The 13,738-nt window shown below is 42.9% G+C and carries 8 protein-coding genes; 1 reads left to right on the top strand and 7 read right to left on the bottom strand.

Annotated features, from left to right (window positions below; genetic code table 11):
* Positions 1 to 377: 377 nt before the first annotated feature.
* The 7 genes from acnB to VB836_RS29230 form a co-directional block, all read right to left on the bottom strand.
* Complete coding sequence (gene acnB, locus VB836_RS29260; RefSeq protein ID WP_323224948.1) at positions 378 to 2,993, bottom strand: bifunctional aconitate hydratase 2/2-methylisocitrate dehydratase; 2,616 nt, start codon at positions 2,991 to 2,993, stop codon at positions 378 to 380.
* Between the two features lie 223 nt (positions 2,994 to 3,216).
* Positions 3,217 to 3,456 (bottom strand): type II toxin-antitoxin system Phd/YefM family antitoxin, encoded by a 240-nt coding sequence (locus VB836_RS29255; RefSeq protein ID WP_323224946.1) that lies wholly within the window; start codon positions 3,454 to 3,456, stop codon positions 3,217 to 3,219.
* A gap of 50 nt (positions 3,457 to 3,506) precedes the next feature.
* Entirely contained in the window at positions 3,507 to 6,530 is a 3,024-nt protein-coding gene (locus VB836_RS29250) for a leucine-rich repeat protein (protein WP_323224944.1), read from the bottom strand.
* A gap of 153 nt (positions 6,531 to 6,683) precedes the next feature.
* Positions 6,684 to 7,058 (bottom strand): type II toxin-antitoxin system RelE family toxin, encoded by a 375-nt coding sequence (locus VB836_RS29245; RefSeq protein WP_323224941.1) that lies wholly within the window; start codon positions 7,056 to 7,058, stop codon positions 6,684 to 6,686.
* The gene (locus tag VB836_RS29240) at positions 7,048 to 7,299 is read right to left on the bottom strand and encodes a type II toxin-antitoxin system RelN family antitoxin (protein ID WP_023065239.1); all 252 of its coding nucleotides are present in this window, start codon (positions 7,297 to 7,299) and stop codon (positions 7,048 to 7,050) included. Before VB836_RS29240 ends, VB836_RS29245 begins: the two co-directional genes overlap by 11 nt.
* Positions 7,300 to 7,417: 118 nt before the next feature.
* Positions 7,418 to 8,092, bottom strand: coding sequence for a Uma2 family endonuclease (locus tag VB836_RS29235; RefSeq protein ID WP_323224937.1), 675 nt, complete (start codon positions 8,090 to 8,092; stop codon positions 7,418 to 7,420).
* A 138-nt stretch (positions 8,093 to 8,230) separates the two neighbouring features.
* On the bottom strand, positions 8,231 to 8,983 hold the full coding sequence (locus VB836_RS29230) for a GDSL-type esterase/lipase family protein (RefSeq protein WP_323224935.1): 753 nt from the start codon (positions 8,981 to 8,983) through the stop codon (positions 8,231 to 8,233).
* 470 nt (positions 8,984 to 9,453) lie between these two features.
* On the opposite strand from VB836_RS29230, the gene VB836_RS29225 reads away from it, so the two are divergent.
* On the top strand, positions 9,454 to 13,725 hold the full coding sequence (locus VB836_RS29225) for an EAL domain-containing protein (RefSeq protein ID WP_323224933.1): 4,272 nt from the start codon (positions 9,454 to 9,456) through the stop codon (positions 13,723 to 13,725).
* Positions 13,726 to 13,738 lie beyond the last annotated feature (13 nt).

The following is a 13,738-nucleotide window of genomic DNA, read 5'->3' as shown; positions in this document are numbered from 1 at the left end:
TTCTTCAAACTATTGCAATTAATCTTTTTAGACTTTTAGGCTTTGTGTCAATTACAGAGGGTCAAAGATGGCTTAATAACAGGTGGTCTAGGCTTTGGATTTTGTTAGAATGAAACGGCCCTGCCTTAAAAAGGGGGGTGAGGCGAGGGGAGTAAGATTGTTACTTTTAATCTAATTCCCTCATTCCCTCGTAGGGAAGGGGGGCTAGGGGGGTTAGGTCTATTCCCCAACCCCTCTCCAATCCCCCCTTGATCCCCCCTTAAAAAGGGGGGTGAGGCGAGGGGAGTAAGATTGTTACTTTTAATCTAATTCCCTCATTCCCTCGCAGGGAAGGGGGGCTAGGGGGGTTAGGTCTATTCCCTCCCAGGGAAGGAGAGTTAGGTCAACGCAGGAATACCCAAAATATCCTCAATTTTTGGCATATCCTCAACGGAAATAACCCGCCCTTCATCTTCAAAACCTTCAATTTCATTGAAGTTGAGATAACGGTATAAATCCGCAGCAAACGGGTCGAGTTTCTTCGTAATAATCTCCTTGTATTCCTCAACCGTTGGAATGCGTCCTAACACCGCACAAACGGCTGCTAATTCCGCCGAACCGAGATAAACTCGCGCATCTTTCCCCATGCGATTATTGAAGTTTCGAGTCGAAGTTGAAAACACTGTTACGCCATCTTCAACCCTTGCTTGATTCCCCATACATAGCGAACATCCGGGCATTTCTGTTCTTGCACCTGCCGCAGCAAATACACCGTAAATCCCTTCATTTCTTAACTGTTGTTCGTCCATGCGAGTCGGCGGACAAACCCACAAGCGAACCTTCACTTTTTCCCCTTCTAATACTTTCGCCGCCGCCCGATAATGACCGATATTCGTCATACAAGAACCGATGAACACCTCATCAATTTTGTCTCCGGCACATTCCGACATTAACTTAATATTATCGGGGTCATTGGGTGCAGCAACAATCGGTTCTTTGATGTCGTTCAAATTGACTTCGATAATATCAGCATATTCTGCATCGGGGTCTGCTTCCATTAACTGAGGATTGGCTAACCATTGTTGCATTTTGGCAATGCGACGGGTTAAGGTTTTACTATCCTGATATCCGCGTGCAATCATATTCGTCATCAAGGCAATATTTGACCGCAAATATTCAGAAATTGTCTCAACGCCTAACTTAATCGTAGACCCTGCACAAGAGCGTTCAGCAGTCGCATCCGTTAATTCAAAAGCTTGTTCAACTTTTAAATCCGGTAAGCCTTCCATCTCCATAATACGGCCGTTGAACACATTTTGTTTGTTCTCTTTGCCAACAGTTAACTTTCCTTGTTGCATCGCTACCCAAGGAATAGCATTGACAATATCTCGCAGCGTTACACCGGGTTGTAATTCCCCGGAAAACTTCACTAAAACCGATTCTGGCATATCTAATGGCATGACGCCTAAAGCCGCAGCAAACGCCACTAAACCTGAACCTGCGGGGAAGGAAATTCCTAATGGAAAACGAGTGTGAGAATCTCCCCCAGTTCCCACTGTATCGGGTAACAACATTCGGTTTAACCAAGAGTGAATAATACCATCACCCGGACGCAATGCAACCCCGCCTCGTGTTGCGAAGAAATCGGGTAATAGTTGGTGAGTTTTGATGTCAACGGGTTTAGGATAAGCCGCAGTATGACAGAAACTTTGCATGACTAAATCAGCCGAAAATCCTAAACAAGCGAGTTCTTTTAACTCATCTCTGGTCATCGGCCCAGTGGTATCTTGAGAACCTACTGTTGTCATCATCGGTTCACAAGAAGTCCCCGGACGAACCCCGGGTAAAGCACAAGCTTTTCCGACCATTTTTTGAGCGAGAGTGAAGCCTTTTCCAGTGTCTTCTGGAGTGATTGGACGGGTGAATAAAGTTGAGGGTTTATAACCCAAAGCTTCACGGGTTTTATCCGTTAAACTGCGTCCAATAAGTAAGGGAATTCGTCCGCCTGCGCGAACTTCATCTAATATGGTTTCGGGCTTTAATGTGAAGGTAGAAATAACTTCGGGCGAATCACCATTCGCCCCTACTTTGGTAATTTCTCCTTTGTAGGGATAAATGGTAATCACATCACCTGTATTCAGAGAAGTGACATCACATTCTATAGGTAACGCCCCAGAATCTTCGGCTGTATTAAAGAAAATAGGGGCAATTTTTCCGCCTAAAATATAACCGCCCGCCCGTTTATTGGGAACAAAAGGAATATCATCGCCAATATGCCATAACAGCGAATTAATTGCCGATTTCCGAGACGAACCTGTTCCCACAACATCGCCAACATAAGCCACTGGATGACCTTTTTGTTTGAGTTCAGCAATCGTTTGAATTCCCTCCGGCATTCTTGACTCTAACATCACCAAAGCATGAAGGGGAATATCGGGGCGAGTGGTAGCGTGGGGGGCGGGAGATAAGTCATCGGTGTTGGTTTCACCCCCAACTTTAAAAACAGTTACGGTGATGCTTTCAGGAACTTTTGAACGACGAATAAACCAGTCGGCTTCCGCCCAAGCATCTATCACTTGTTTGGCGTAGGGATTGACTTCAGAGAGGGCGAGAACATCGTTAAAGGTGTCAAAAGCCAGGGTGATTTTACTGAGGGCGGTGGCGGCTTCACTGGCTACGTTAGAATCGGGGGATTTGAGGAAACTAACCAGCGATTGTACATTATAACCCCCGATCATGGTTCCCAACAGGTCGATCGCCCCTTGAGGAGACAGGAGGGGACAGTCAATTTCTCCCTTGGCGACGGCGGTTAAAAATCCCGCTTTGACGTAGGCGGCTTCATCAACTCCGGGGGGAATGCGATCGCGCAGCAACTCCATTAAGAATTCTTTCTCGGCTTCTGGCGGGTTTTTCAGGAGTTCGCAGAGTTCAGAGGTTTGTTGGGCGTTGAGGGGTAGGGGCGGAATCCCCAAAGCTTCTCGTTCAGCCGCGTGTTGACGGTAGGCTTCTAGCATAGTTGATGTTCTCCATATAGGTATCTTTGATTATGGTATCGATAAACCCCCCAAGTTTGTAGATGCAAAAAATACGGTTATTTTCTCTTGTGGAAATATTCGCAACTCTCCATACTGAGAGAAATTTCGTTATTTAGATGGCAAATTGTGTTACAAATATCTGTTTATAGTTGATCATCTCCACTAATAAACCACAAAAAAATATGTGTATCTAATAAAATTTTCATTGTTCCTCAAAGGCACTCAAAATATCATCGGGTAAAGGTGCATCAAAGTCATCGGAAACAGTGAATTCTCCAGCACATAAACCATAAGGTCTGAGTTTTTTATTACCGGGTGGAATCGGTCTAAGTTCAGCAATGGGGCGATCGGCTTGGATAATAACAAACGTTTCACCCGCTTTGACTTGGCTTAGATATTTTAACGGGTCGCTCAAAATTTCATCAATGGTCACGTTTAACATCTATTAATCTTCTGTTAATTCTTGAAAAACGGCTGGCCGAAAGATTCCGGTCAGGTTGTTAGTGGGTTGTTATTGAGATTAGGCCACTGCAATTGGGAGAGTTGGCTGATAACTTCCGGTCGGGTTTTCAGTTGGTTGTTATTGAGGAAAAGTCTCTGCAATTGGGAGAGGTTGCCGAAAGATTCCGGTAACTCTGTTAGTTGGTTGCTACCAAGCTCAAGCGTCTGCAATTGGGAGAGGTTGCCGAAAGATTCCGGTAGGGTTGTCAGTTGGTTGTTATTGAGGTCAAGCGTCTGCAATTGGGAGAGTTGGCTGATAACTTCCGGTAGGGTTGTTAGTTGGTTGCTACGGAGGTTAAGCTTCTGCAATTGGGAGAGGTTGCCGAAAGATTCCGGTAGGGTTGTCAGTTGGTTGTTATTGAGGTCAAGCTCCTGCAATTGGGAGAGTTGGCTGATAACTTCCGGTAGGGTTGTTAGTTGGTTGTTATTGAGGAGAAGCTCCTGCAATTGGGAGAGTTGGCTGATAACTTCCGGTAGGGTTGTCAGTTGGTTGCTATCAAGGTTAAGCGTCTGCAATTGGGAGAGGTTGCCGATAACTTCTGGTAGGGTTGTCAGTTGGTTGTTATAGAGGTTAAGCGTCTGCAATTGGGAGAGGTTGCCGATCACTTCCGGTAACTCCGTCAGTTGGTTGCTTTGGAGGTAAAGCGTCTGCAATTGAGAGAGGTTGCCGAATGATTCCGGTAACTCCGTCAGTTGGTTGCTTTGGAGGTTAAGCGTCTGCAATTGGGAGAGGTTGCCGAAAGATTCCGGTAACTCCGTCAGTTCGTTGCTTTGGAGGTTAAGCGTCTGCAATTGGGAGAGGTTGCCGAAAGATTCCGGTAACTCCGTCAGTTCGTTGCCATTGAGGTTAAGCGTTTGCAATTGGGAGAGGTTGCCGAAAGATTCCGGTAACTCCGTCAGTTGGTTTTCATAGAGGTAAAGCGTCTGCAATTGGGAGAGGTTGCCGAATGATTCCGGTAGGGTTGTTAGTTGGTTGCTACGGAGGTCAAGCGTCTGCAATTGGGAGAGGTTGCCGAAAGATTCCGGTAACTCCGTCAGTTGGTTGTAACCAAGCTCAAGCCTCTGCAATTGGGAGAGGTTGCCGAAAGATTCCGGTAACTCCGTCAGTTGGTTGCCTTCGAGGTCAAGCGTCTGCAATTGGCAGAGGTTGCCGAAAGATTCCGGTAACTCCGTCAGTTGGTTGTAACTGAGGAAAAGCGCCTGCAACTGGGAGAGGTTGCCGAAAGATTCCGGTAACTCCGTCAGTTGGTTGCTATAGAGGTAAAGCGTCTGCAATTGGCAGAGGTTGCCGAAAGATTCCGGTAACTCCGTCAGTTGGTTGCTACCAAGCTCAAGCGTCTGCAATTGGGAGAGATTGCCGAAAGATTCCGGTAACTCCGTCAGTTCGGTGCTTTGGAGGTAAAGCTGCTGCAATTGGGAGAGTTGGCCGATCGCCTCGGGTAACTCAGTCAGTTCCAAATCGCTCAGGTCGAGTTTGGTGGCACCCTCTTGCCGTGCCTTTTCAATGCGTTGTTCTGCTTCGCGGTACGCCTCGTCTGTAGCCATTGTTTCATCGAGGTCAAGCGTCTGCAATTGGGAGAGGTTGCCGAAAGATTCCGGTAGGGTTGTCAGTAGGTTCTCCTCGAGGTCAAGCGTCTGCAATTGGGAGAGGTTGCTGAAAGATTCCGGTAACTCCGTCAGTTCGTTGTCATTGAGGAAAAGCTTCTGCAATTGGGAGAGGTTGCCGAAAGATTCCGGTAACTCCGTCAGTTCGTTGTTATCGAGCAAAAGCGCCTGCAATTGGGAGAGGTTGCCGAAAGCTTCAGGTAGGGTTGTCAGTTGGTTGTCACTGAGGAAAAGCTCCTGCAATTGGGAGAGGTTGCCGAAAGATTCCGGTAACTCCGTCAGTTCGTTGTTATCGAGCAAAAGCGTCTCTAATTGGGAGAGGTTGCCGAAAGATTCCGGTAACTCCGTCAGTTCGTTGCTACCAAAGCCAAGCTTCTGCAATTGGGAGAGGTTGCCGAAAGATTCCGGTAACTCCGTCAGTTTGTTGTTATCGAGCAAAAGCGCCTGCAATTGGCAGAGGTTGCCGAAAGATTCCGGTAACTCCGTCAGTTCGTTGTTATCGAGCAAAAGCGCCTGCAATTGGCAGAGGTTGCCGAAAGATTCCGGTAACTCCGTCAGTTCGTTGCCTTGGAGGTTAAGCCTCTGCAATTGGGAGAGGTTGCCGAAAGATTCCGGTAACTCCGTCAGTTCGTTGCCATTGAGGTCAAGCGTCTGCAATTGGCAGAGGTTGCCGAAAGATTCCGGTAACTCCGTCAGTTCGTTGCCTTGGAGGTTAAGCGTCTGCAATTGGCAGAGGTTGCCGAAAGATTCCGGTAGGGTTGTCAGTTCTTTGCTTAGGAGGTTAAGCGCCTGCAATTGGCAGAGGTTGCCGAAAGATTCCGGTAACTCCGTCAGTTCGTTGCTGTGGAGGCCAAGCGTCTGCAATTGGGAGAGGTTGCCGAAAGATTCCGGTAACTCCGTCAGTTCGTTGCTTAAGAGGTTAAGCGTTTGCAATTGGGAGAGGTTGCCGAAAGATTCCGGTAACTCCGTCAGTTCGTTGCTTTGGAGGTTAAGCGTCTGCAATTGGCAGAGGTTGCCGAAAGATTCCGGTAGGGTTGTTAGTGGGTTGCTTAGGAGGTAAAGCGTCTGCAATTGGGAGAGGTTGCCGAATGATTCCGGTAACTCCGTCAGTTCGTTGTCACTGAGGAAAAGCGTCTGCAATTGGGAGAGGTTGCCGAAAGATTCCGGTAGGGTTGTCAGTTGGTTGTTATGGAGCAAAAGCATCTGCAATTGGGAGAGGTTGCCGAAAGATTCCGGTAGGGTTGTTAGTTGGTTGCCACCGAGGTCAAGCGTCTGCAATTGGGAGAGGTTGCCGATCGCCTCGGGTAACTCAGTCAGTCCCAGATTGCTCAGGTCGAGTTCGGTTGCACCCTCTTGCCGTGCCTTTTTAATGCGTTTTTCTGCTTTGCGGTACGCTTTGTCTGTAGCCATTGTTCACATCTCCCCATTTCCAACTTTAGTAATAGCCGTCATAGCATCATCTCTCTTTAACTATATTACCTGCTTGACGAAATATGGCGATCGCGAATAGTTGGATAAGTTAACAATTCGTTGAGTAAACCAAGCGGCTACAGTGGTATTTTTTCATTGTTCAGATATTTCATCAGCTTCAAATTCATCTAGAATAGAATTAATTGCCTGAACGCTAATATCTTCCTGTTCCGATTTACTGTAAATTGTTAACAATAAAACCGAATTGGGAGATTCAACACAATAAATTAATCGATAGCCTGCGCTTTTCCCTTTTTGAAGATTACTATTTTTCACTCTGACTTTATAGATAAAATAATTTTCCCCAATTCCAGATAAGCGATCGCCAAGGAAATTCCCCTTTTGTAGTTCTGTAATAACAGACTGAGTATCAGAACGAATATTTCGGTATTTTTTAGCTAACTCTTTTAAATTTCGCTTATACTCAGGTGTTAAATCAATATTAACAAATGATGAATTATTCTGCATCTATCCCCTCCCACATTTTTTCTAAAGGAATTCTTTGTCCAGATTTCATTTCCTTTAACGCACGTCTTAAACTGGCTTTAATTTCTTCAACCGGGGTATCATCTGGATCTGATTCAGATTCATCCTCTTGAGTCACTAAAACAATAACTTTTACCCGACTTTTCTGACCTATTTCTAGGGACTGATCTAAAACCAATTGTCCTTTTTCATCAACGGTTCCCATGACTTCAAATGCCTGCATGATTAAATCTCCTGAACGGTTTAACCTAACTAATTATAGCAGTTTTTATTGAATGAGAATAAAAGTAAAATGGCGATCGCCCCAATTTTCACCGGAACGCTCAAAGCATTTATATTTTTTAAGAATTGGATAAGTTAACAATTTGTTGAGTAAACCAAGCGGCTGCACTGGTATTAGTTCCCTCGCCGAGTCGTTTTAACGTTTCTTCTAACACGGAAATTTGCAACCCGTTCAACGCTAAAGATTCGGTAGAAATTTTGTATTTTCCCTCTTGTAACTGAAAGGCAAATACTCGCTGTCCGCGTACATCTATCACCCAATATTCGGGGATTCCTAACGCTTCATAGAGATGTTTTTGTTGGTCTAAATCATCTGCTAACGTTGTATCTGATATTTCTCCGACTAAGTTCGGAACTCGCCACTGAGTTAAATTAATTCTGTCAGGTTCTCCCGGTTTCCACTGCGGATAATCTTCTCCAATATACAATACCAAATCCGGCGCACAGGCTTGAGTTTCGGGTTTTTCGATTAAACATCTTCCCAAAGAGGTAAACATTTGTTCGGGTCGTTGAATTGCCCAAAAAAACAGTAAACTGGTAAACAAATCGCTAACAATTGAATGATTAATCCCTTCTCCACCCATATCAACCCAGAGTTTTTCTTGATTATACGCTAACTTCATGCGCTCTTTAATGGGAGCATCCCGCAAGGTGATATAATCTTCCCAAGTTGCTGAATGCCACTCGCGCAGGGGCGGAATTGCGATCGCATTATCAGAAAAAGTTGCCGTCATTATTCACCTTTAACGTTTCTACTATTATTTTATTATAGGGAGTTTAATGGGTAGAAACCCGGTTTCTAGCAGAAACCGGGTTTCTGGTTTGTACCTCATACGAGCGCACACCGCTATAACGTTTCTACTATTATTTTATTATAGGGAGTTTAAGAACTGTATGAATTCTTGATTTAGTACCTTGTATCCCTGGGAGTTTAGATGCAATTCATCTTTGCTATATTCCCGTTTTACAACCCCTTTTTCATCAACCAAAATCGAGAACGGATCAAATATAATAACGTTTTCACTCGCCAAACTGTTAATATAGGTATTCACTTCTTTAATTGCCAGAGTAACATCATCTGACCAGAAGGGTTTACGTTCAAGGGGTATTTCCCCGACTGGTAAAATAGGGGTTAAGATAACGACTGCACCTAACGCTTTTGATTGTTCTACAATTTGCTGAATATTCGTTTTACAATCAGCAAGGGTTAATTCTTTTCGCTTCGGAAATAAGGCAATCGTTTTTAAGTCGTTAACCCCAACTTGAATCAGCACGATATCGGGTTCTAGGGGTTTAATATGTTGCTCAAATCGTTGAAGGGTTTGTATCGAAGTCTGGGAACCAATTCCCCTGTTAATAAATTCATATCCCTCCATATCGGGTGATAGCCAACTCGCGGCTCTGGAGTCCCCAAAAAAGACTAAACGCACTCTAGAATTAGTTTTCGGGGGTGGGTTTGAGTCTAGAGGATAGGCGTTCCAACCCAAGGGGTCTAAACGGGTTAGATTGAGTTCAAGGTAATATTGTTTACCTCGGTTAAATAGCAGGAAATTCAAAGTAATTGAACTTCCAAGCAGTGCTAAAACTAAAAGAGTTAACAGAATAGGAGGTTTATTGGATGTCATAGACTTTTTAACAACTTTGTCAGTAGACTTTCTAAGGCTTGTTCAACAACGCTCAGAGTTGATGTTGAAGATTTGGGCGGCTAATCCTCAAACTCCTGGTTATTAATTAATTCTAGTTAAAATAAGGAAATCCGTGTTTTTACGGAGAAACCTTAGCTTGTTTTCATCAAAAAACCGTAAAAAACCGTATTTTCCACGAGAGATCGAACATACTGTTATACAGGGAGAGGAGGAACATTAGAGTTGACTGGAGTTGCAGTCGTTTACCCTTTATTAAAGTTTTTTTAAGAAAGTCATAATGCTCGGCCAAATCCGAGTAAAATGAATCTTAGTTCAAATAATCAACTGTCTCCAATTATAGGACACCTAAGATCAAGTTTTAAGATTGATTAAAAAATCAAAAAATGAGGTTCTATGTTTAAAATAAAGTTAGTAAAACCCTAAAGAAAAAACCTTCAAGGAATTTAGTAGTGTCTCAAAACAATCAGCATAAAGAGGATGAAAAACTAGAGAGAATCAATCATTATGTCATCCGCTATTCTCATGCAGGTTTAGAGATGAAAAATACCCAAAAACTCAGTTTAAACGAAATCCAGAGCATTGTTGAATTTACACCCGTGCCACTCGCTATTTTTCGGGCAACTGATCAGAGCTTAATTTACTGCAATATTCGATTTAGTCAGACTCTTGGATTATCCGCAGAAAAACAAAAAGAATATTCACAATCCGATCTCTACTACCGCTACGAAGATTATGAGATATTGTTAAAAATGCTCGATCAAAGGGGAACAATTGATAATCTTGAAGTTCAACTCAAACGACGAAAGGATAAAGGCTTTTGGGCTTCTCTGTCTATGCAATCCTTTACCTACAATGACGAACCTGCGATTATCCTCACCTTCGTTAATCTGAGTCGCCGACAAATTGTTGATAACATATTGCTCCAACAGCTATCACAGATTCAAAATCTACAAGAAGCCATCATTTTGATCGACCCTCACGGTAAAATTATGGACTGGAATTCAACGGCTGAACGCCTCTTTGGATATGCTCAATCTGAAGTCATCGGTCGGTTTATCGCTGAATTTAATTTACCGATTTTTGATGCTCTGATTGCCTCAGAATATCAAACCTCTTTGACCTCCTGTGAAGTGCCTGTAAAAGCCGATATTAAAAACACCTACGAGTTCAATTATACCCGCAAAACGGGTAGCACTCTAACTTGTGAAAGCACTCTAATTCCTCTGCGAGATGAGTTGAATGACCTTCTCGGTTATGTTAGTATTAATCGGGAGCTGAGTAACCGTCAATCTTCGTCTCAAGTTGAACATCAGTTACTCGCCACGCTACAGGCGCAAGCCCAGCAACAAGCGGCGGTTGCTTATCTCGGACAACGAGCCTTAACCGGACTAGATTTGTCGGTATTGATTGATGAAGCCGTTTCCCTGGTGGCTCGTACCCTGGAGGTTGAATACTGCAAAGTTTTAGAATTAATGGCGAATGGTCATGCTTTGCTTCTGCGGGCTGGAGTCGGTTGGCATCAAGGGTTAGTCGGTTATGCGAGTGTTAGCGCGAGTCGGGAGTCCCAAGCGGGATATACCCTATCAAGCCAACAACCTGTTATTGTAGAAGACTTGCGGGTGGAAACGCGCTTTTCTGGGACTCCCCTGCTTCACAATCATCGCATCGTCAGTGGAGTCAGTGTCGTCATTCCAGGAAGCGTCGAAGAAACACCGGATTTCCAAGAGAATTCTTCATCTAAAAAAAACCTCTCTCAAGCCGAAAATTATCCATCTACATGGGGAGTTTTGAGCGTTCATACTCGCCAATATCGTCTGTTTACTCAGGATGATGTTCACTTTTTAGAAGCCGTTGCGAATGTGTTAGCGAGTGCGATTGAACGTCATCGCGCCGAAGAATGGATGCAAGTGATGAAACGGGCTATTAATAGTAGTAATAATGGCATTGTCATCACTGACCCAACGCAACCCCATAATCCGATTATTTTTGCGAATTCGGGTTTTGAAAAAATGACAGGCTATAGTCGAGAAGAAGCATTAGGGAAAAACTGCCGATTTTTGCAAGGAAAAGATAGAAATCATCTCGCTTTTGAACAAATAAGAGAGGCTATTTTTGAGGGAAAGTCCAGTCATGTCATCATCCAAAATCATCGAAAAAATGGCGAGCTATTTTGGAATGAACTTTCGATTTCTCCCGTTCATAATAATAAAGGTCATCTCACCCACTTTATTGGGATTCAAACCGACATTACCCAACGAAAATCTTATGAAATTGCTCTCTATAAAAAATCTCAAGATTTAACCAAATTTATTTCCGACTTAAAAAATTTGCATAAAATATCCACGCGAATTTATCGCAATCTTCAAGAAATGTTTGCCGAATATTTGTTAGCGGGATGTAAAATATTTGATTTGTCAATGGGTGTGATTACTCAATTGGATGGAGAATATTATTATCTGAAAGCCACGAATCAGAAACTACACAAGTTGCAACCGGGATGTGATTTTAACGTTTATGAAACCTACTGTAAAAGGGTAATTTATCACCAAAAAACTCTCACCTATACTCAACTGAGTACCGACAATCAAATCCCTAAAAATTCGGCTTGTAAACAGTGGAAATTTGAATCTTATATCGGGACACCCATTTGGGTAAATGGAGTCATTTATGGAACACTTAATTTTTACTCATCTCAAGTTAGAACTCAAGGTTTTGAGTCTCTTGAACAAGAAATTATTGAGTTAATGTCTCAAAGTATTGGTCGTTTTATAGCGATTTATAAAACACAACAAAAACAAGCGGAAGCTGAAGCAGCTTTGCGAGAAAGCGAAGAACGTTATCGCAGTTTAGTAGAACTTTCCCCCGAAGCGATTGCTGTTCATTGTGAAAAAAAATTGAGGTATATTAATCAAGCAGGTGCTAAACTATTAGGGGCTATTTCTCCCGAAGAAATTATTGGTCTATCGATAGAGCAGTTTATTCATCCTGAATACATAAATCGGGTTAAACATCAAATCAAACAAACCGAAGTAAAACGAGTGTCTGTTCCTCTAGAAGAGCAAAAATTAATTCGGCTTGATGGTAAAATTATTGATGTAGAAGTGGCAGGAATTCCGGCAAATTATCAAGGAAAAAGTGCCACCCAACTGATTATTAGAGATATCACCGATCGCAAACAAGCCGAAGCACAATTAATCTATGAAGCGTCTCACGATGCACTCACTCATTTACCCAACCGCAGCTTCTTCAACGAACAACTGAGAAAGGCTTTACAGCATTCTAAACAAGAACAAGATTATCAGTTTGCACTCCTATTTCTGGATCTAGATCGGTTTAAAGTGATTAATGATAGTTTAGGTCATATCATTGGCGATCAACTGTTAGTTGAAATTGCTCGAAGACTGGAAGCTTGCGTCACTGCTAATCATACCATTGCTCGACTTGGAGGCGATGAATTCACGGTTTTACTGGAAAATATACAAAGCTGTGAAGATGCGTTACTGATGGCGGAAAAAATTCACGATGCGCTATCCCAAGCTTTTCATCTGCAAGGACATGATATTTTTACAACGGTGAGTATTGGAATTGTTCCCAGTCAAAAAACCTGCACTTTTGATGCGAATAATCTACACAGCTATCAATGTCTTTTGTACAATCATCCCGAAGATTTGTTACGAGATGCAGATATTGCGATGTATCGAGCGAAGGAAAAAGGAAGAGCCAGATATGAATTATTTGATCTGACAATGCAGCAACATACTCTCGCTTTGTTACGTCTAGAAACGGACTTACGACAAGCCGTTTTTGGGAGAGTCAAATCTCCGACTATTGCTCACTTGGAGTCGGAAGATCAATACAATTTAGACCTGACTCCTTCTCTGATTTTAAGTTCCTCTATTTTACCATTATTACCCTCTCAGAATCAACCCCCTGAACCGACAGAATTTGTGGTTTATTATCAGCCGATTGTGGAACTTTATCAGGGTAAAATTGTGGGTTTTGAAGCATTAGTGCGTTGGATACATCCGAGTCTAGGATTAGTTTCTCCCAGTGAATTTATTCCGCTTGCTGAAGAAACAGGACTGATTATTCCTTTAGGAAGTTGGATTTTAAAACAAGCTTGTCAGCAGCTAAAAATTTGGCAATCTTACTCTAAAAACAGGGAAACTCACAACCTTAAGAGCGGCTATAATCCCTCCCTAACCATGAGTGTGAACCTCTCAAGTCAACAACTGGTTCAGCCGAATATCCTAGAAAAAATTGATCAAATTTTAGAAGAGACTGATTGCGATCCGCACTGCTTAAAACTCGAAATTACTGAAAGTGTGATTATGAAAAACTTTCAAGCTTCCACTGTGGTTTTAGAGGAATTGAGACGGCGAGGAATTCAGTTGTCAATTGATGACTTCGGCACGGGCTATTCCTCTCTCAGCTATTTACATCAGTTTCCGATTAATACACTCAAAATTGATCAGTCTTTTGTCCGAAGATTAAAACTTGAAAACTCCCCCGATTCCGAAAAATCCAGTCAAAAAATTCAAATTATTCGTGCAATTGTCACCTTAGCCCACAATCTAGACTTAGATGTAATCGCCGAAGGGATTGAAACAGTTGAACAGATGCAACTGCTGCAAGAACTTGACTGTGAAATGGGTCAAGGGTATCTCTTTTCTAAACCGCTAAACTGTGAACAGGCAACGCAATTTCTGTTAAACTCATAGTTGATACGGTAAT

It is taken from the genome of Limnoraphis robusta BA-68 BA1 (assembly GCF_034932365.1).
GTDB lineage: Bacteria > Cyanobacteriota > Cyanobacteriia > Cyanobacteriales > Microcoleaceae > Capilliphycus > Capilliphycus robustus.
Note: the sequence above shows the minus strand (reverse complement) of the source record. Positions and strands in the feature narration are given on the sequence as shown.